This is a genomic window from Maribacter sp. R77961, assembly GCF_044594925.1.
GTDB lineage: Bacteria > Bacteroidota > Bacteroidia > Flavobacteriales > Flavobacteriaceae > Maribacter.
The window spans coordinates 2,399,891-2,420,550 of record NZ_CP138991.1; the positions used below are offsets into that span (position 1 = coordinate 2,399,891).

Consider the following 20,660-nt stretch of genomic DNA (forward strand, 5'->3'; position numbering starts at 1 on the left):
CACTAAAGCAACTAACGAATACTATAATGCAAAATCGAAGAAAATTTATTAAAAACTCGTCCATGGCGACTATCGGACTTACATCCGGTTTGCAGGCATCTGCCATGTCTTTGAAATCGGTCATAGGAGCCAACGAAAAAATCCGGATGGGGTTTATCGGCTTGGGCAATCGCGGCACTTTATTATTGAACTGGTTCATGGAGAATGACGATGTTGAAGTCGTCGCCCTATGCGATGTTTACGAACCCTACACCCTTCGCGACCGTTCAAAAGTAGCGGAGCGCTATCTGGAAATCGGGAAAGTTCCAAAAATGGGAGAAGAATTCAGTTCGAAGGTAAAACGGTATTCTGATTTTCGAAAACTGCTTGAACAAAAGGATATCGATGCCGTATGTATTGCCACTCCGGACCACTGGCATGCGATACAGACGATTGCCGCTTTGGAGGCAGGCAAACATGTGTATGTAGAAAAGCCATTGACCATAACCATCCAAGAAGGTAGGGCTATGGTCAATGCGCATAAAAAATCGGGCAAGGTCTGTGCCGTAGGGTTAAATCGTAGGGGGTCCTCCATTTACCAACATTTATCCAAAGAAGTCCAGGGCGGAATTATAGGCAAAGTCACTACGGCCCGTGCGCAACGCACCAGCAATATGTACCCTAAGGGTATTGGTGTGCTCCAACCAGAAGAACCACCAAAAGATTTTGACTGGAACATGTGGCTGGGGCCCAGAGCGTTCCGTCCGTATCAATATAACATCGCTCCATATTTTTTCCGTTGGTGGAAAGAATATTCATCACAAATGGGGAATTGGGGCGTGCATTACATGGATGTAATCCGTTGGTTATTGAATGAAGAGGCTCCCGTAGCCATTACCGCAACTGGAGGAAATTTTGCCGTTCAAGACGACCGTACTATTCCCGATACGATGGAAGTGCTGTTTGAAATGCCTTCCAAATCCATAATAAAGTTCAGTATTCATGAGGCTAACGCAGGTGGCGGGATTTCTGGAGGAGAAATTGAATTGCATGGAACAAAAGGAAACTTGATTGCCGACCAAAATGGTTATTCCATTTCTTCAGCAAAACCCGGACAATTCCAAACTTGGGATACCTTGGTAGAACCCATAGACAAGAAGTTGGAGGGAGGTACCGAGTTTGGGGATTTAGGCAGCAAAGAGAATTCAACGGGCAACCTCATCCGTAATTTTTTGGATTGTATCAAAGATGGTGGAGCACCACTTTGTTCGCTGGAAGAGGGCCATCGCTCCACGAGCTTTGCCCATTTGGCCAATATTTCATTGGAGTTGGGACAGCGTATTGAATGGGACGCGGTCAATGAGCGCATAACCAACAGTGACAAGGCCAACGATTACCTGCACTATGAATATAGAGCTCCTTGGAAACTTTAAATTAATAAGGTCATGACGAATCAAAGAAGAAAATTCATAAAACAAACAGCCTTTGCAGCAGCCGCTGTTCCCTTTTCATATGTTCTTGCCGCACCCAAAAAAGCACCAAAGTCAAAACCGTATCCTATCAATTTCTTTACCAAACCACTTGACAAATATGGACCTGATTTCTTTATGGACACCCTAAAAATGGCAGGAATCGATGGACTGGATTTAACTGTTAGGCCAAAAGGTTGCGTGCTGCCAGAGCAGGTAGAAAACGATTTGCCTAAAATTATAGAAATGGCAAAGCAAAAAGGGCTGACCGTTGAGATGATGGTAAGCAACATCACCAAGGCTGATGACCCATTGGCAGAAAAAGTATTGTCCACCGCCGCCAAAAATGGGGTTAGTCATTATCGATTGGGATATTATAAGTATGATAAAGCCTTGGGTGTTCGTCCTTCTATTGAAAAGATAAAAAGCGAAATGCAAGCGCTTACCGAATTGAACAAAAGTGTAGGAATACAGGGAGGATATCAAAACCACGCCGGAAACTGGTTCGGAGCCGCAATGTGGGATTTAGCCGAAGTGCTCAAAGATATTCCTAAAACCTACATGAGCAGTCAGTTCGATATTCGACATGCGGTTTGCGAAGGCAATAAATCGTGGGTAACGGCTATGCAACTATTAGCGGAAAAAACAGGTTCGCTTGCGATAAAAGATTTTACCTGGGACGTTAGCGGAGGGCAATCAAAAGTTAAGAAACTTCCGCTTGGTGAGGGCATTGTCGATTTCGATGTATTTTTTAAAAACCTAAAGACCTTTGGCGTTATTGCACCGATAACTCTTCATGTGGAGCATGCTTTATTAAATAGCGAAGAAGAAAGTTTACCCCTATTGGAACAACAGAAAATTTTGGTTTCAAAGCTTAAAGCGGATGTGGATTTCATCCGTCAGAAACTTGTAGAACATCAATTAAACTAACCACATGGAACATAACTCAAGAAGGACATTTATCAAAAACGGACTACTGGCATCCGGAGCCGTGGCCGTTGGTCATCCCGGAAATCTATTTGCCAATTCAAAAGAACAAACATTGAAAAACATTACCATCAAAACCGTAGATTCTAATTTTGAGAGAGAACCGCTGATCCGCCCCTTTGGATTTAAAGGAGGGTATATGTCAGAAATCTGGCAAACCATCAGCTATCTTGAAAGTACTTCGGGACAGCATCAAATAGGTCTCTGCACCCAAAACGTACTTTGGTCCGATGCCAACGTTTTTGCCAATAATTCAGAAAGCGCCGGTAATGCGCTCATGTATGCTATCACGGAACGGGCACAACAAATGATTAAAGGGCAAAGTTTTGCAAGTCCGGTAGATTTGCTTGATGAAATCCTTCCTGAAGTGTATGCATATGCCAAGAAAGTTACTTCCAATCCAAATTTGAGAAAGACCTTTGCTTTGAATGCCTTGGTCGGTGTTGATAATGCCTTATGGCTTTTGTATGCCCAAGAAAACGGATTCAAGACTTTCGATGAAATGATTCCGAAGGCTTATAAACCTTCCCTTTCCCACAACCATAAAAAAGCGGCGGCCATACCCTTAATGGCATATACGATTCCCATCGATGAGATCAAAGCAACCGTGGACGAGGGTTATTTTTTTATGAAGATAAAAATTGGGCAGCCGGGCACACAAGCCGAAATGCTCAAAAAGGACAAAACCAGATTATCGGCCATTCATAAAACGATTGGGAATGTACGAACACCTTATTCCAAAAATGGAAAATTGCCCTATTACTTTGATGCGAATGGACGCTATGAGAAGAAAGAAACCTTGTTGCAACTTTTAGACCACGCCAAAAAAATAGGTGCTTTTGACCAGATTGCCATCATTGAAGAACCTTTTGCAGAGGAGTTGGAATTCGATGTTTCTGATATTCCGGTACGATTGGCGGCAGATGAAAGTGCCCACACCGATGAAGACGCCATTAAGCGAATGGAAATGGGCTATAAGGCCATTGCGCTCAAGGCAATAGCAAAAACCTTAAGCATGACCATGAAAATCGCCCAGGCCGCACATGAGCGAGATGTTCCCTGTTTCTGCGCTGACCTAACAGTCAACCCGATATTGGTCGAGTGGAACAAAAATGTGGCAGCACGACTAAAGCCGTTTCCGGGAATGGGAAATCTAGGGCTTATTGAAAGTAATGGCCATCAAAACTATAAAAACTGGAAAACCATGTTGGGGTATCATCCACATCAGAATGCCGCTTGGGTAAACGCAAAAAATGGGGTCTACGAGTTAAACGATGATTTCTACACAAAAAGTGGCGGAATTTTTGACCGCTCGGAACACTATGAAAGCATGTTTGCAAAGCCATAGTTAAGGTTGAAAATTGTTGCATTAGCTATTTCCTTTGGTAGGTTCTTGAAAACCGGATATTCCAATAAGTTCTTTACAACTTCTAGAGAAAAAGAGGACAGTCAGGTCTTTTAAGCCCCAAGCTTGAAAAATGGTTTTTAGGCTCTTTTTTAACGTGTTTTCCAAAATTAATTTAACAAGTTATTCTTCTCATTAGGAAAAACAAGCGATGGATTAAACTGTTCTACGTCTTCGAAATCCATAGTTCCAAAACAAATTAGAATAAGCACATGGCAAACGAATCTGCAGTTATCAAATTTTTTAAATAACAAGAAGGAATCGAATGGAAATAGGACAATCTGTACTCAACATCTAATACTATATTAGTATCTTAAACTCGCTGCTAAAGCTTTTCAATCTCAATATAAACACAAAAACGTATGAAGAAATTACTCGTTTTAACCCTAATGGTTTCTTGTCTATCGATGGGAATGACAACTAAAAAAGCACTCCCCATCTTGGGAATAGCCCATGTGGCGTTTCAGGTCTCAAACTTGGAGCAATCGCGTGACTTCTATACGGATTTCTATGGATTCGAATTCGCCTTTGCGGCGAATGAGAATCAGGAAGCTTGGTATTTAAAAATCAACGACGACCAGTTCGTGAAGTTGGTCTCAAAGCCCGGAGGAACGGATGACAATCGGTTGGTGGAAATCGCGTTTCAGGTTTCGGACATCGAAACTACTGTCGCGATACTCCGAGAAAGAGGGCTCGATCCGACACCTGTTGAAAAAAAACCGGATGGCACCTTGGCGAGTGGTCTCGTAGATCTCAATGGACATCACTTGGTTTTTGTTGAATATACCTCCGGTTCCAAGCAGGCGTTATCGCGAGGCAAGCATCTAGGAACGAGACGGATTTCCGATCGTTTGCTCCATGTGGGTATCACAATTACGGACGAAGAGTCGGCCAACAAATTATATCGAGATGCTTTAGGCTTTAAGGAGATTAGGCGCGAACCGGCTAAGGAAGGTGGTCCATATGGTTGGGTGAATATGCAGCTGCCAGGAGATCGAGGCGACTATGTTGAGCTTATACTTATAAACGATATGAAACTTAATAGAAAGCAAATGGGAACAATGCATCATATGTGCATTATGACTGATGATACGCGAAAGGCCCATCGCGATATGTTATTTAATGGTTTGCCCGATCTTGAACGCTACAAGCCGATGATTGGCCGCAGTAAGCGCTGGCTGTGCAATGTGCACGATCTTGATGGTACGCGTGTTGAATTAATGGAATCAAAAGAAGTGGTAAAAAAATGATAAAGAGGTAAGGGCCGACAGAATCATGGCACTATATTCGACGTAAAAGTTTTGCGTTTGGCTCTCGCTTTAGCTAAGAACGATCTAGCTCGTAAAAAACTAAAACCGGTGAAAGAAAACCGTATCGCTCGTCAAATAGAACCAGAAGGGTTTCAGCCCATGGAGCTACGTCGCACCAAGTCGTTTGACTACTCCGAAATGAATTTGACAGGGCTTACTGAGTTAGCGACGCTTGGCGAGTGGGTTGGTGTGGATTTATGACCTACGAGACGGCAGATGGACGCGGCATACGGCAAGCGTTGGAGTTCCTTAAACCTTAGTCGAGAAAGTACCCGAAAGATGGTCTCCTCGGGTTTGGCATTACAAGCAGATTGTTCCCTTTTTGCCAGAGATTCCCGCTCCCGCATTTCGTATGACGAGCATAGGATATCTGGATGAAGAATTTTGGATGAAACGCCTTTGAAAAGCTTATCCAATAAAGAAAATTAATTAGATTTTGACAGATTTCTTGGAGCATGGGAAATAACTCGAATTGATAGCAATGGTGAACGCTCTATTCAGCTTGTTTTTAGAATCTATATAAAGGTAAAGTAGCTATTATGAAATACTTGAATAACATATTTATCTTTTGTCTTCTTATGTTGACTACAATCTCCTGTCATCAGGAAAAAAATATTCTATTATTTGATGGACAAACATTATCTGGATGGGAGGGCTCAAGCAGCGCTTTTAGACTAGAGAATGGCACCATAGTTGGAGGAAGCCTTGAAAAAGGGTTAGAAGAGAGCTTCTATTTGTGTACAACGGAAGAATATTCAAATTTTGAACTCACACTAGCTGTTAAACTTATTCATAATAACCCTAAGGCAAATGCAGGTGTGAGCTTTAGAGCTGAAAGGGTGAAGGGTTCAAACGAAGTGGCATCCTATCAAGCAGATATTGGTTATACCAACCCAAATGCAGTTGTTCGTTTTTCAGACCATACCCCAGCAGACATGAATACTCCTTTTTCGCTTTGGGGTGCCTTAATTGACGAGTGTAGAGTTGATGTTTCAAGATATCCGGATCCAGAATTTTTCCCAGCGGTTATTCTGAAAATGCCTGAAAGAGAATTAATCCATAAAATAGTAAAACCTGATGATTGGAATCAGATTCAAGTATTGGCTAATAGAAATGAAATTGAAATTAAAATCAATGGTATTACAACTGCAAAATTTACAGATAATGGTGAAGCAGCTTCCAAGGGGTATATATGCCTTCAAGCCCACCAAGGAGAACCGTACGAAATCCATTATAAAGACATAAGACTCAGAAAAATAGATTAGGGTTTATGATTGAGAAAACCATTTGTCAACACAACCTCCTATAAACAATACGGGCTTTGTGTTTATTTGCAGGTATCGCTGCCTCGGTTTTACATGTTATTTCCGGTCCGGACCATTTGGCGGACGTTACGCCCTTGGCTATTGAAACGAGACGAAAAGTCTGGAAGATTGTTTTGTTCTGGGGTTTTGGGCATTTAGCGGGAATGCTCTTACTCCGTGTTTTTGATGTGATTTCTTTTAGAGTTACAGGAACTTTCAAATCAATACTTAAAATTCAAAAAACCAAACAAACCGGTTGCGAAATAGATGCTTGATTTTCAGAATACGTCAACATGCCAGATTTTTTATCAACTTTAAAAACGACGATATTATTCGATTTTCTATTGGCTACCAAAAGAAATTCACCATCGGGGGATAACGTGAAATTACGGGGCCAATCTCCTTGTACTGGCTCATTGCGCAATAAACTTAGTTTTCCTTCTTCCGTTACAGAAAAAATGGCAATGCTATTGTGGCCACGGTTCGAAGCGTATAAAAACCGACCGTCATTACTTAGACGAATATCGGCACACGAATTTTTATCCTTAAAATCTGGTGGAAGGGTACTTTGCTTATCGATTCTGGTAAATGTTCCTGTTTCTTTATCCACTGTTGCAGATACCACCGAACTTGAAAGTTCGTTGATCATAAATACTTGGTTTTTATTAGGATGTGCAATTAATAGCCGTGGCCCATCACCGGGATCAGCGGCAAAAGCCACTTGTGGTTCTTGCAAGTTTCCTTCGGAATCAATAGGATATTGCAGTACCTTATCGATACCCAAGTCAGAGATATATAGAAACCGGCCAGAAGCATCGAATAGGGCGCAGTGCGCACGTGGAGATTCTTGGTTGGGCAGAATCGGCCCGGTACCCGAATGTTGCCTTGTTTGGGTTCCCCCAGAAATAACCCCATTTGAATCTAGAGGGTATACCGCAATATTGCCAGAACTATAATTAGCGACCGCAAGCAGATTTTCGGCTTCGTTCAAGACAACGTTACAAGGGCCTTCACCTTCAACAAGATGAGTGCTTTGAAGATTTAAGGCTGTTCGGTCCTCATTCCATTTGTAAATTGCAGTAGTTGCGGGATCCGGTCGGTTTACCGAATACACTGTAGATCGATCTTTAGAAATACAAAGAAAAGTCGGACTCGTCTGTTCGGCCAAAAGTATTTTATCGCTCAGTGCTCCGGTAGCAGGGTTAAAATTGTATTTATAGATGCCCTTACTTTCTTCATCACTATAGGTGCCAACCAAAAGTTCGATGGTGCTCTCAACTTGTTCTACTTCCATCTCGGATACAGTTTCAGAACGTTGGTTTTTTTTGGTGTCCTGTTTACAGGCCATGGCCAAAATTAGGAGCGTGTAGATTAATGTGTTTCTGATCAACTTTATTTCTGTTTTCATACTTATATACTTAAAACCATTTATTGAATCAATCGTCTGCGTTGGTTATTTTTAAAAGGTTTGTAAACGGTTACAGATTCTTCATCGATAAGATACAAAAAAATAGGCTCTGATTGTCAGGGCCTATTTTCATTAAGTTTTTACTACCTTGCATATGAAATGATTGAGTTTATTTTAAATGACGAATTGATTCGGACTAAATTTCAAATAAAGGTGTTTTATAGTAAATGAACCAAGTTCAATAAAGACCTCCTTAAACTATACTTTTCAAAGTACGACCTAGATAGTATCCTAACGGAACCCTAAGACTTTAAGACTCCTGCGGGGTACGAAAAGCGATACGTTCCCGAGCTTATTTTTATCTTTTTGCCCTAATCGGTTTGTTCCACTTTCTTTTGTACCTCTGATTTCAATTTGGCCTCATTCAATAACAAGTTTGTTAATGAAGCCTGTTGTAAAGTAACCGTGCCTGTACGATTTTCCCTGGGAATGAAAACCCCGCACTTACATATATGGCATTGACGGCTAGAACTGCAAGTCATATGCTTGAGCGACTAAAAAAATTCAATTTATATTTTAGCGGAAGAACTGCCGCAGATGTTATTTTAAAAACGTACAATTTATGGAATCATCACCTTTAGAGGAACACGGCAAATAGAAAAAATAGCATTTTTCAAGAAATAAGGCTGTAGCAATTACCGAATAATTTGTATTTTCTTTTGAAATTTCCTGTAATATATCTATGAAAAGTTGTGAAAAACATACTACTCTTCTTTGTGTGGCTATTCTGCTGACCTTTGTTTTTCAGATTTCAGCACAGGAAAAGAATGGCCTGCAAAGTATATTGGACGACCTTACCACTTATACCGAAAGCACTCCTCCGGAGAAAGTCTACATACAGACCGACAAAGACCTTTACATTAACGGAGAGACCATTTGGTTCAAAGCGTATTTACTGGACGGAATAACCCATAACACCACTGCGCTAAGTCGGGTCATTTACGTGGAACTCGTCGATTCAAAAGAGGAAATAATAGCGCAACAAAAGCTATATGTAGCGGCCTTAGGAGCCGCGGGAGATATAACCCTTCCAAAAGAAATTGAAGGAGGTTCTTTTACCCTTCGAGCCTATACAAAGTATATGCTGAACGAAAAAGAACCCGTACTTTTTCAAAAGGAGATTCTCATTTCATCCCGACAGAGCACTTCGAACGATGAAACCGATAAACGTTCGAAGAAAAAAGCAGCAAGGAAGAAAGGGCGAAAACCTGAGACAGATACCTTGCAACAAACCAAACCAATTGTTCAATTCTTTCCGGAAGGTGGCGACCTTGTGACCGGTATCGAAAGTGTCCTGGGCGCAAAGATTACCGATTCGGAAGGAAATGGTCTTTCTCTGGAAGGTAAAATTCTCGACCAGAACGGTGATATGGTATCGCTCTTTGATAGTTACGAATTTGGTTTGGGCTGGACTTCCCTTAAGGCAAAACCAGAAACCGATTATTACCTACAGATTCCATTCAATGGTAAGATGGTTGTGTATCCGGTTCCAAAGCCTATCTCAAAAGGCTATGCGTTACGTATCATGAACCGTGGAAAGCATTTAATGATAAGTGCGTCCACAAATATCACCAATGGTCTGCAAGGTGCATTTTTAATAGGTCATATTCGGGGAGATATCATCTTCAAACAAGCCCTGAAAAACATTAGTGAAAACAGCACGACCATAAAATTGGTCACTTCAAAGCTACAAGATGGTATTGCACATTTTACCTTGTTCACGCCAAACGGTGAACCTGTATGTGAGCGATTGACCTTTATCGATAACCCCAAGAACGACTTGGAATTAACGGTAGAAACTAATAAACCAGAATATGGCCTGCGCGATAAAGTAGATGTGGAGCTTGCCCTAACTGACGACAAGGGGAAACCGCTTACCGGGGATTTTTCAATGAGCGTGTTTACCCAGAACCAAATGCAAAAAGATGTGGACAACATTAAGAGCTGGTTGTTGTTAAATTCTGATTTGGGCGGGACAATCTCGAACCCGAACTATTTTTTCGAAGAAGATGTAAAAGGCCGCGAATATTTGTTGGACCTGCTTATGCTTACGCACGGTTGGCGGAGGTTCACTTGGAAATCAATTATGAGCGATAGTATTCGAAAAGAAGTGTCCTTCCCTCCGGAAAAGGGTATTATGATAAACGGCACCACCACAGCGCTCAATAATAAGTACCAACCCAAAAAGGCATTGGCGACCTTGAATATTGTTTCAAATGAACTCATTCAAGAAAAGAAAATGACCAATGCACAGGGTAAGTTCAACTTTGGGCCTTTCATTTTTATGGATAGCATTACGGCGGTTATCAAGGCAAAGAGCATATCCCTTACCAATAAAAAGAAAGACCGCATATCCATCTATCTGGACCAACATTTCCCTGAAGTAAAGGTCAAAAATAATGGGAAGACAGATGGTGGCACTACGAAAAAGATAATCAATACCATTGCAAAACCCTATCCTAATGTGGTAGAGCAAAAAACAGTCACCGATTTTGAATATGACCCCGATGTCACTTACTTGGACGAGGCCGTGGTAAAGGATAGAAAAATAAGCAAGCGAGCGCTCCTTGATGAAAAACTCAACGCGCGAACATTACACGGATTTGCATCGTCCAGACTTATTCCTGACTCTATTCCAAGTTTGGGTAAGGGGGCAGTTAATGCGTTCAGTGCGTTACGATTTGTGGCTGGGGCACGCGTTATTGGGACTTTTCCAAACGAACGGGTAGTGATAAGAGGTGAGAAACCCTCTCTTTACTTGTTAGATGGTGTACAAGTGTCCGCAGGTCAAATTCAAAGCATTCGGGTTTCCGATATCTTGTTCATAGACGTGCTCAAGGGCGCCGATGCCGCTTTTTATGGGGGGCGAGGTAATGGTCCCGTAGTGGCCGTTTATACTAAAACAGGGGAAGATATAGCTCAAAATAGAACTCCCGATTTTGAATATGACCCCGATGTCACTTATTTAAATGAGGTAGTTGTAAAGGATAAAAAGATGACCAAGCAAGAGCTCCTTGATGAAAAACTCAATGCTAGAACCATATACGGATATCCTTCAACCAGATTTATCCCTGACTCCATTCCTGGGCTGGGAAACGGAGCGGTCTCGGCATTCAATGTTTTAAGACGTGACCCCGGTGTTAGGGTTCAAGGTACCTTTCCAAACCAACGGGTATTTATCAGGCCTATATTCGGCGAATATGGTGGGAGACCTCCTCTTTACTTACTAGATGGTACACCGGTATCTGCAGGTCAAATTCAAAGTATTCGAATTTCCGAAATCTTGTTCATTGACGTACTCAAGGGCCCTGATGCCACTATTTATGGGGGACGAGCTGGTGGTGGCGTAGTGGCCGTTTATATGAAAACAAGTGAGGATATACAGCAAAGACCAAAAGAGATTTCGGGTTTTAGTAATGTGATAATTCCGGGTTTCTATAAAGCACGGGAGTTTTTCAAACCCAACTACGCCATCGCAAAACCAGCGCACAAAAAACCAGACTACCGCAGAACCTTACATTGGGAACCTGATATCTCAATAAAAGAGGACTCCGCTTTTAAGTTGCACTTTTACACAGGTGACCTTAACGACACCTATATGATACGAATAGAAGGTATGACTTACGATGGCAGAGCTGTGAGTACTCTTTATGGCTTAAATGTTAGGGAAATGGATTAGTATCTTAATAACTCTTAAATCGATCATTTAATAGTTGAAAACAATCGTAGCATTGGATTTTATAAAATAAAAACCAAGAAGTGTTGATTTCACGCTAACCATATTATAGACTTTCTACCACCTGACTGGGCAAAAACCCTATTCGGTGTGCTTTTGCCATAACCGATGCTCCCTCTGGGATAGTTACAGGCGCTATGTAAACGCTCCAAGCCTCAGGCACCTCACCATTGGCAGCAATAACTTTATATCCTATGGATGCCCCTTCCGTTGCGCATCCTAGCGTTAAAATAGCACCTTGTAGGTTTATATTTGGAGTTGCCGTAAGGGGCTGGGTTTCTCCACCTTTCCAAAGCTGGGCCAATAGCTCTTTCTCGGGTAGATTGGGTTGGTCTCCTATTTCAGTAATCCAACGGTCCATCTCGTTTTGTAGCTCTTCCAGTTTATCGGCATACTTGGAATCGTTCACCAAATTATGAAGTTCATGGGGGTCGTTTACACAATCGTATAATTCTTCGGGAGCCTTGGTTTTCCTGAACCATTGCATTTGTATACTGTCCAAGGTTCCGGCATCACGCATACGCAGTAGCTCTTGCATGGTGGGTATGCGCTCCCGATAATCAATAGGCAAATAATACCCTTGCTCTGGTCTGTAGTTGCGTATGTATTTAAAACGTTTGTCACGAACGGCACGGATGGCATCAGTATATCCATCAAACCTATCGGCGGCAGCATGGATGTATGTTCGATTTTCATCAGCCTTATAATTACCCAAAAAAGCTTGTCCTTGAATATGTTCGGGTGGCTTGCTCCCTGTAAGCGAAAGTAAGGTCGGCGCAAAATCGATAAAGCTTATCAGTTCATCATTTTTGGTTCCCGCATGCATTTGATTCGGAAACCGTACAATCATCGGCGTATTTAATCCAGAATCATAAATCAATCTCTTTTGCCTTGGTAACGGCCCGCCATGGTCCCCATAGAAAAATATAATGGTATTTTCTAGAAGTCCGTCATCTTCCAATTGTTGCAATACGGCACCTACTTGGCGGTCCATCTCAGCGATATTATTATACAATTTCCACATATCGCGTCGTACGATTTCGGTATCCGGTAAATATGGTGGTATATCAAATTCCGTATCCTTATACAAATGCTTTGGCGTGTCTTCCTCGGACAACCGGCCTTCTTTCCATTTAAAATCCCGGTTACCAGATTGGTGGTGTCTTTCTTCAATATACCGATGCCCGTAGGGCTCAAACAATCCAGATTCGTGCGTATCTGTAAAATTCATTACAGCAAAAAAGGGTTGTTCTTCTCTTCTATTTCGCCAATGCGCATAAGGACTACTTTCGTCCCAAGCGGTCATCGGGGCTTTAAATTGATAATCGGTTTTATAATTATTGGTACAGTAGTACCCATCGGCACGCAACTGTTCACTTATCATTCGTACCTCAGGTGGTGGCACCGCTCCGTATTTTGGCAAACCTGTAACTTCCATGTAAGAGGTAGTCCGCATATGGTTAGCGCCAATACTGGACGGATACATCCCTGTGGCTATCGCCGCCCTACTTGGTGCGCAAACTCCCGATGTAGAATATAAATTTGGATACACGACACCTTCCCTTGCGAGGCGACTTAGATTGGGTGTCACAATGGTAGAATCCCCAAAGGATGGTAAATACGCACCCATGTCTTCCGTGACCAACCAAAGGATATTAGGTCGCTCTGGTAAGGTTATCGTTTTTTCCGCTGATGCGTCTTCGGCTTTCTTTGTTGTTGAATTACAGGCCAATAGCGATATTCCCAAAAGAAAAAGGGCTGCGTATTTATATTTGTCACGAACAAAAGAATTACTCATAGAACTTATTTTGTAAATTAAGCTGCATTACAATAATAAGGGTATTTCTTTTTATATCTACCCTGCTCTATACTGATATCCAATGAATAAAAATGACTTCTTGTTACAACATAATCATCTCAACACCCTCTGGGTAACGACACTGTTAGTCTGCCTATTTCAAAGCGCCCCTGCAATAGCCCAAGTTAGCTTGCCTTCCTTTTTCTCCGATAATATGGTATTACAACAAGACGAAACAGTGGCTATTTGGGGTACTGATATACCAAATACGGTAATCGTTATAGAAACCAGTTGGGGTGAAAAAATCGACACTAGATCCGATTCAGATGGATATTGGAAAACCAAAATAAATACGACCAAAGCGTCTTTTACACCCCATCAATTAACCATAACGGGTAGTTCGGTCCAAACATTAAAGAACGTGCTTTTGGGAGAGGTTTGGTTTTGTTCCGGGCAATCCAATATGGAGATGCCCATGAAAGGTTTGGGGAATTCTCCCGTGAACGGTGCCAACGAATTTATCCTCAATGCTAAAAATCCGAATATACGATTGTTCAATACGGAACGTGCAGGAAGTCTTTCCCCTGAAAACGATGTTATCGGCAGCTGGGAAGAGGCCAATGGCGCATCGGTATCCAACTTTAGCGCCATAGGGTATTTGTTCGGTAAAAAATTATGGGAACAATTAAACATCCCCATTGGAATAATTGAATCCTCATGGGGCGGCACGCGAATAGAGGCATGGCTACCAGAAGATGCATTACTAAATTATTCGGAGGTAAACTTATCAAAGACCTTAAATGAAGACCCTAACCGCAGAAAGCAGCCCACACAGATTTTCAACGCCATGATACATCCCTTTCAAGATTTTAACATCAAAGGTTATCTATGGTACCAAGGCGAAAGTAATAGAACCAATCCAGAACCCTATAAAAAATATATGCACAACTTGGTAAATACCTGGCGTTCACAATGGAACAATAAAGACCTTCCCTTTTATTTTGTTCAGATTGCCCCGTATGCGTATGAGCAATTTCGCCAGACAAATGCAACCAATGCAGATTTAATTCGCGAATCACAGTTATTAGCCTCTTTGGAAATTCCGAATAGCGGACTGGTAGTGACTTCGGATGTTGGAAAATGCGATGATATCCATCCTCCGGAAAAAGAAACCATAGCAGACCGCTTGGCCTATTGGGCCTTGGCCAAACAATACGGTTACGACCAAATACACTTCGCAGCACCGGTATACGATTTTATGGCAGTCAATAAAAACACCGTAGAACTTAGCTTTAAATCGATTCAAGACAATGATAAGGTCAGGCTGTCCAGCTTTAGGCAAGCGCTAACCGGTTTTACGATTGCAGGTACGGACAAGGTATTTTATCCTGCCGAGGCAAGCCTAAATAACAACGGAACAATTTCCCTGAAGAGTTCAAAAGTTCCGAATCCGGTTGCGGCACGGTATGGATTTGAGGATTGTTTTAAGGCTACGCTCTACAATCTAGCCAAAATACCGGTGTCGCCTTTTAGAACAGATAGCTGGTAAGCGTTCAGGACAGAACAGGATGGATAATGTTCCCTCTACAGCTATGTTTGGTAGTACATGAAAAACACATCGAATTGGTTCAGAAAACCGACTCGGTCATATCCATCTATAAAAAAGATATCTTGATGAAAATGAGACTTCTAACAATTATTTCTCTTTGTTTAATAAGCGGTTTAACGCGGGCGCAAAAATCGACCCAAAAGGCAAAAAAACCCAATATCATTTTCATTCTTACGGATGACCAACGTTTTGATGCAATAGGCTATGCCGGCAACAAATTGATTACCACTCCGCAAATGGATAAGCTAGCCAAAGAGGGCACCTATTTTAAAAATGCCATGGTAACTACCCCTATTTGTGCGGCGAGTAGGGCCAGTATATTGACAGGGCTATACGAACGAACTCACAATTTCAATTTCCAAACCGGAAATATTCGCGAGGAGTATATGACCAACTCTTACCCGAGAATCCTAAAGGAAAATGGCTATAAAACAGGTTTTTATGGAAAATACGGCGTACGCTATAACGATTTGGACAAACAATTTGATGAGTACGAATCTTATGACCGTAACAATAGATTTAAGGATAAGCGCGGTTATTATTACAAAACCTTAGGCAAAGATACCGTACACCTTACGAGATACACGGGTCAAAAAGCCCTCGATTTCATAGCGAATACAGATGGCAACGAGCCGTTTTGTCTTTCCCTAAGTTTTAGTGCACCACACGCTCATGATCCTGCAGAAGACCAATATTTCTGGCAACAGGAATCGGACGCATTACTAAGAAATATGAACATGCCTGGCCCAGCACTCGGGGAGGACAAATATTTTGAGGCACAACCCAAAATTGTCCGTGATGGTTTCAATAGACTTAGATGGAACTGGCGTTACGATACTCCAGAAAAATATCAGCATAGTGTAAAAGGGTACTACCGTATGCTTTCCGGGATTGACCGTGAAATTGAAAAAATAAGAAACGAACTCGATAAAAAAGGTATCGCCGATAACACCGTTATTATCCTCATGGGAGATAACGGGTACTTTCTTGGAGAGCGACAAATGGCGGGCAAGTGGTTAATGTACGACAACTCCGTTCGCGTGCCGCTTATCGTTTTTGACCCAAGACAGAAAAAACAAAAGGATAGTGATGCATTCGCCCTTAATATAGATGTACCGGCTACCATCTTAGATTTGGCAAACATTGAAGCTCCTAAAACGTGGCATGGAAAAAGCCTGATGCCCTTAGCCGCGAACAAAACCAAAAATTTGGAACGCGATACCGTGCTAATTGAGCATATCTGGGACTTTGAGAACATTCCGCCCAGCGAAGGCGTCCGTACCAAAGGTTGGAAATATTTCCGCTACGTGAACGACAAAACAATAGAGGAACTTTATGATTTAAAAAAAGACCCTCAAGAAATCAACAACCTTGCAAAAGACCCTTCTTACGCGAACAAATTAAATGCATTTAGAAAATCTACGGATGCGCTGATTGCAAAACATAGTGATTCCTACAGAGCGGCACCAACGGACCTTACCGTAGAATTGATTCGCTCACCAGAAACGGAAGTAGCTATTTACGACCTACAGCCAGAGTTTGGTTGGACGGTACCTTTGGGGTCTAAATTTCAATCGGGCTATCAAATTTTATTGGCCTCTAGCAAATCAAGTATCGATGACAACAATGGCGATGTATGGGACAGTAAACGTGTAGGCTCCAGCGCATCTACAGACGTGGAGTACACGGGAACACCCCTAGAAGTTGGAAAGACCTATTATTGGAAGGTGCGTATTTGGGATCAAGATAACCGTTTGGTAGATTATTCCAAGACCCAAAGTTTCACTACCGGTAAAAGCGATAGTTACATTATTTCCACAGAAAATAAATACGAAGTTGACGAGGTAACTCCCGTGAAATTTGAAAATAGAGGTGATTTTTACTTTATGGATTTTGGTAAAGCTGCCTTTGCGACGATAGATTTTAATTATGAAGCTAAAGAACCACATACATTAAAATTTAGAATCGGCGAAATGCTTGATGATAAAGGAAATGTAAATAGAATACCACCAGCAAAAAGTAATATTCGTTATCAAGAGGTTACAGTTGATGTAAAACCGGGAAAAACGAAATATCAAATAGAAATCAATCCAGTGCCAGACAAGCGTATGAAAGGGCCAAGTAAGGCTATTCCTTTACCAGAAGGTTTTCCCGTGCTACAGCCTTTCAGATATGCTGAAGTTGAAGGCGCTAAAACAGCTTTAAAAGCCGAAGATTTTAAACAATTACGACACACAAGTTATTGGGATGATACTGCAAGCAGCTTTAAAAGTAATGACGACATTTTAAACCAAATTTGGGATTTCTGTAAATACTCCATCAAGGCGACTACTTTCGCTGGCCTTTATGTAGATGGCGATAGGGAACGTATTCCTTATGAAGCTGATGCCTATCTAAATCAGTTAAGCCATTACACTACAGATAGGGAATTTGCTATAGCAAGGCGCACCATAGAATATTTTATGAAAAATCCGACATGGCCTACAGAATGGCAACAGCATGTAGCGCTATTAATTTATGCCGATTATATGTATACCGGTAATACAGAATTAATAGAACGTTATTACGAACCATTAAAACATAAAACACTTTTTGAGTTATCCAACGAAGATGGTTTAATAACATCAACAAAAGTTACCGAAGAGTTTATGTATAAACTCGGGTTTGAAAAAGGTTATAAAAAACCTTTAACAGATATTGTAGATTGGCCTTCAAAGAATTTTGCAGGAAGCAAAACCAAGGGAGAACGCGATGGTTTTGTGTTTAAACCCTATAGTACGGTAATTAATTCTTTTTTCTATGAGAATATGAAAATCATGGCCCAATTTGCCGAATTGCTGGGCGAAACCCAAGATGTATTAGATTTTGAATTACGCGCCGCTAAAGCAAAAAAAGCAGTGAATGAACAAATGTTCGATGCAGAGCGAGGTATCTATGTGGATGGAATAGGCACAGAACACGCCTCCTTACATGCCAATATGATGCCGTTGGCATTTGGTCTTGTACCTGAAGAACATTACGAAACGGTTGTAGATTTTGTAAAATCTAGAGGAATGGCTTGTAGCGTTTATGGAGCTCAATTTTTAATGGATGGTTTGTATAATGCAGGTGAAGCAGATTATGCACTTGAATTATTAACCAGTAAGGCAAAAAGAAGCTGGTACAATATGATTAGAATAGGCTCAACAATTAGTTTAGAAGCCTGGGATTACGAGTATAAAGTTAACTTAGATTGGAACCATGCCTGGGGTGCAGCACCTGCCAATGTAATACCGAGAGGATTATGGGGCATAAAACCAAAGACAGCCGGGTTTGGAATTGCGACTATTAAGCCTCAAATGAGCACCTTAAAATCGAGTACTATTGAGGTGCCTACGGTAAGAGGTACCATCAAAGGAACTTACACGCACAATGGCCCAAGATTACAGACCTATGAAATAGAAATACCAGGTAATATGGTCGCCGAGTTTTCCTTGAACAATTTAGATGGAAAAGACTTTATTCACAATGGCAACAAAGTGCCATCAGCATTTGAATACATCAGATTAGACCCTGGAAAACATACCATTCAATTAAAAATTAATTCATTTTAAACACCGACCGTTAACTGTAGCTATATATAATCGCACCTATGAAAGTATTCAAGAAATTGTTTCTAAACATCATTTTCATAGGTGCTGCGTTATTAGTTGTGTCGTGTAATCAGAAAAAGGAGCCAAAAATAGATGGCGAACTTAAAAAATGGCACCGGGTTACGCTTAGTTTTGAAGGACCGGAAACAGACGAACTCGCAGCGGTAAATCCTTTCCTGGACTACCGACTGGACGTCACTTTTACGAACGGAACTAAAACCTATGTCATTCCTGGGTTTTATGCTGCAGATGGTAAAGCCGCTGAAACCAGCGCAACTAACGGGAACATATGGCAAGTACGTTTCACTCCCGTTGCCATTGGCGAATGGTTCTACTCCGTATCCTTTAAAAAAGGGAACGAAATTGCGGTTGCCAATAGTACTGAAAACGCAGCATCCGCTGAATTTATGGACGGACAGACAGGCACTTTTAGCATTACGGAATCCGATAAAACTGGGCGAGATAATAGAACAAAAGGCCGACTGCAATACATAGGAGAATCCTATTTACAGTTCGAGGAGACCAAAAAATATTTTATAAAATTGGGAGTCGATGCTCCCGAAAACTTGTTAGGTTACGCAGATTTTGATGCACACACCAATGCCCTTGATTTTTTAAAGGAATGGGAACCCCATGCAAAAGATTTTACGGCAGACGCCCAGCCCTATGTCTGGAAAGAAAATAAAGGTAAAAACCTGTTAGGGGCTATCAACTATTTGGCTAGTGAGGAACTCAACGTCTTTTCCTTTTTGACCTTTAATGTGGACGGAGACGATAGAAACATCTTCCCCTACCTCTTGAACAAACCGGTTGCCGAATATGAAACCTATGCCAGCGATAAAGAGAACAAAGAAGCTTGGGAAACCTTTTTTCATAAGACACGATTGGATGTTTCCAAGTTAGACCAATGGGAACGCATTTTTGAATATTCCGAAACACTAGGCATGTTCCTTCATTTTAAGACCAATGAAACCGAGACGGACCATTTGATGGACAAGGGTGTTTTTGGTACGGAAGGAAAACTCTATTACCGAGAATTGATTGCCCGTTTTGGACACCACCTGTCCATGAACTGGAATTTAGGGGAGGAAAACGACCAACCCACAGAGGAAGTCTTGAAAGTGGCCAACTACATCAAAAATCTAGATGCCTACAGCAACCATTTGGTCATGCATACTTTTCCTAACAAGGACGATAGATATAACGATTTTATAGGAAAACAATCACCCTTAACGGGTGCCTCCCTGCAATTGAGCGATCCGGATTTTAAAGACGTAAATCCACGGGTTTTAAAATGGCGCGAAAAATCGAATGCTACAGGTCGAAAATGGGCCCTGTCCGTAGATGAGCCCGGTAAGGCCAATATTGCGCTACTACCGGACGATGAAGATCCGGAACATAATCTCGCCAGAGGAAACGCCCTATGGGGAACCCTTCTAGCAGGAGGATTTGGTGTGGAATGGTACTTTGGCTATGCCAGTCCTAATTCCGATTTAACCTGTGAGGACTTTAGGAGCAGGGATTTGTTCTGGGACCAAAACAGGCACGCCCTTCACTTTTTTGAAAATGAAATTCCGTTTTGGGAAATGGCACCGGCAAATGAACTTTTGGGTGAGAATCCTGGTTTTTGTTTTGCAAAAACAGATGAAACATACATAGTCTACCGTCATATGAGTGCAGAAACCACAAGTCTGGATTTAGGTAATTCCGGTAAGGAATTTTCGGTTCAATGGTACGACCCAAGAAACGGAGGTGCGCTTTTGGAAGGTTCCATAACTACAGTTGTCGGAAATGGAATTCAATCCTTAGGCAATCCGCCCAGCGAACAGAACAAGGATTGGGTGGTATTACTTAAGAAAACGCAGTAAACTACCTAGGGCAAGCTAAAGATTCATTCGCATGCAAGAAACTTTAGTTACCGAGTTTTAAATAATACCCTCGGACAACATTAAACTATTTTAAT

At 41.6% G+C, this 20,660-nt stretch carries 12 protein-coding genes and 1 pseudogene; 11 read left to right on the forward strand and 2 right to left on the reverse strand.

Annotated elements, in window-relative coordinates; genetic code table 11:
• Nucleotides 1–62 precede the first annotated feature (62 nt).
• From SJY09_RS10535 to SJY09_RS10565, 7 genes and pseudogenes are all read left to right on the forward strand, one after another.
• Nucleotides 63–1,412: a Gfo/Idh/MocA family protein gene (locus tag SJY09_RS10535; RefSeq protein ID WP_396635678.1), complete on the forward strand. Its 1,350-nt coding sequence runs from the start codon at nucleotides 63–65 to the stop codon at nucleotides 1,410–1,412.
• Between the two features lie 12 nt (nucleotides 1,413–1,424).
• Nucleotides 1,425–2,378, forward strand: a complete 954-nt coding sequence (locus tag SJY09_RS10540) for a sugar phosphate isomerase/epimerase family protein (RefSeq protein WP_396635679.1) — start codon at nucleotides 1,425–1,427, stop codon at nucleotides 2,376–2,378.
• A 4-nt stretch (nucleotides 2,379–2,382) separates the two neighbouring features.
• Nucleotides 2,383–3,783, forward strand: a complete 1,401-nt coding sequence (locus SJY09_RS10545; protein WP_396635680.1) for an enolase C-terminal domain-like protein — start codon at nucleotides 2,383–2,385, stop codon at nucleotides 3,781–3,783.
• Nucleotides 3,784–4,202: 419 nt separating this feature from the next.
• Nucleotides 4,203–5,090: a VOC family protein gene (locus SJY09_RS10550; RefSeq protein ID WP_396635681.1), complete on the forward strand. Its 888-nt coding sequence runs from the start codon at nucleotides 4,203–4,205 to the stop codon at nucleotides 5,088–5,090.
• 27 nt (nucleotides 5,091–5,117) lie between these two features.
• A pseudogene (locus SJY09_RS10555) lies at nucleotides 5,118–5,351 on the forward strand (alginate lyase family protein); the annotation flags it as partial.
• A 377-nt stretch (nucleotides 5,352–5,728) separates the two neighbouring features.
• Nucleotides 5,729–6,415, forward strand: coding sequence for a DUF1080 domain-containing protein (locus SJY09_RS10560; RefSeq protein WP_396635682.1), 687 nt, complete (start codon nucleotides 5,729–5,731; stop codon nucleotides 6,413–6,415).
• Between the two features lie 56 nt (nucleotides 6,416–6,471).
• Nucleotides 6,472–6,729, forward strand: coding sequence for a hypothetical protein (locus SJY09_RS10565; protein ID WP_396635683.1), 258 nt, complete (start codon nucleotides 6,472–6,474; stop codon nucleotides 6,727–6,729).
• Here the strand turns inward: SJY09_RS10565 and SJY09_RS10570 are convergent.
• Nucleotides 6,690–7,862, reverse strand: a complete 1,173-nt coding sequence (locus tag SJY09_RS10570) for a lactonase family protein (protein ID WP_396635684.1) — start codon at nucleotides 7,860–7,862, stop codon at nucleotides 6,690–6,692. The genes SJY09_RS10565 and SJY09_RS10570 overlap by 40 nt on opposite strands.
• 742 nt (nucleotides 7,863–8,604) lie before the next feature.
• Between SJY09_RS10570 and SJY09_RS10575 the strand changes: the two genes are divergently transcribed.
• A complete protein-coding gene (locus SJY09_RS10575) occupies nucleotides 8,605–11,601 on the forward strand; it encodes a TonB-dependent receptor plug domain-containing protein (RefSeq protein WP_396635685.1) in 2,997 nt (998 codons plus the stop codon).
• Nucleotides 11,602–11,704: 103 nt separating this feature from the next.
• Here SJY09_RS10575 and SJY09_RS10580 read toward each other — a convergent pair whose 3' ends face one another.
• On the reverse strand, nucleotides 11,705–13,456 hold the full coding sequence (locus SJY09_RS10580) for a sulfatase-like hydrolase/transferase (RefSeq protein ID WP_396635686.1): 1,752 nt from the start codon (nucleotides 13,454–13,456) through the stop codon (nucleotides 11,705–11,707).
• Between the two features lie 82 nt (nucleotides 13,457–13,538).
• On the opposite strand from SJY09_RS10580, the gene SJY09_RS10585 reads away from it, so the two are divergent.
• The 3 genes from SJY09_RS10585 (at nucleotide 13,539) to SJY09_RS10595 (ending at nucleotide 20,565) form a co-directional block, all read left to right on the forward strand.
• Complete coding sequence (locus tag SJY09_RS10585; protein ID WP_396635687.1) at nucleotides 13,539–15,005, forward strand: sialate O-acetylesterase; 1,467 nt, start codon at nucleotides 13,539–13,541, stop codon at nucleotides 15,003–15,005.
• 74 nt (nucleotides 15,006–15,079) lie between these two features.
• The gene (locus SJY09_RS10590; protein ID WP_396635688.1) at nucleotides 15,080–18,658 is read left to right on the forward strand and encodes a sulfatase-like hydrolase/transferase; all 3,579 of its coding nucleotides are present in this window, start codon (nucleotides 15,080–15,082) and stop codon (nucleotides 18,656–18,658) included.
• Between the two features lie 38 nt (nucleotides 18,659–18,696).
• Complete coding sequence (locus SJY09_RS10595; protein ID WP_396635689.1) at nucleotides 18,697–20,565, forward strand: DUF5060 domain-containing protein; 1,869 nt, start codon at nucleotides 18,697–18,699, stop codon at nucleotides 20,563–20,565.
• Nucleotides 20,566–20,660 lie beyond the last annotated feature (95 nt).

What these genes read in the sequence shown, in the direction of transcription:
- SJY09_RS10570 (WP_396635684.1), bottom strand. Translation starts at nt 7,862, where the DNA reads ATGAAAACAGAAATAAAGTTGATCAGAAACACATTAATCTACACGCTC.
- SJY09_RS10545 (WP_396635680.1), top strand. Translation starts at nt 2,383, where the DNA reads ATGGAACATAACTCAAGAAGGACATTTATCAAAAACGGACTACTGGCA.
- SJY09_RS10580 (WP_396635686.1), bottom strand. Translation starts at nt 13,456, where the DNA reads ATGAGTAATTCTTTTGTTCGTGACAAATATAAATACGCAGCCCTTTTT.
- SJY09_RS10575 (WP_396635685.1), top strand. Translation starts at nt 8,605, where the DNA reads ATGAAAAGTTGTGAAAAACATACTACTCTTCTTTGTGTGGCTATTCTG.
- SJY09_RS10585 (WP_396635687.1), top strand. Translation starts at nt 13,539, where the DNA reads ATGAATAAAAATGACTTCTTGTTACAACATAATCATCTCAACACCCTC.
- SJY09_RS10540 (WP_396635679.1), top strand. Translation starts at nt 1,425, where the DNA reads ATGACGAATCAAAGAAGAAAATTCATAAAACAAACAGCCTTTGCAGCA.
- SJY09_RS10550 (WP_396635681.1), top strand. Translation starts at nt 4,203, where the DNA reads ATGAAGAAATTACTCGTTTTAACCCTAATGGTTTCTTGTCTATCGATG.
- SJY09_RS10560 (WP_396635682.1), top strand. Translation starts at nt 5,729, where the DNA reads ATGTTGACTACAATCTCCTGTCATCAGGAAAAAAATATTCTATTATTT.
- SJY09_RS10595 (WP_396635689.1), top strand. Translation starts at nt 18,697, where the DNA reads ATGAAAGTATTCAAGAAATTGTTTCTAAACATCATTTTCATAGGTGCT.
- SJY09_RS10535 (WP_396635678.1), top strand. Translation starts at nt 63, where the DNA reads ATGGCGACTATCGGACTTACATCCGGTTTGCAGGCATCTGCCATGTCT.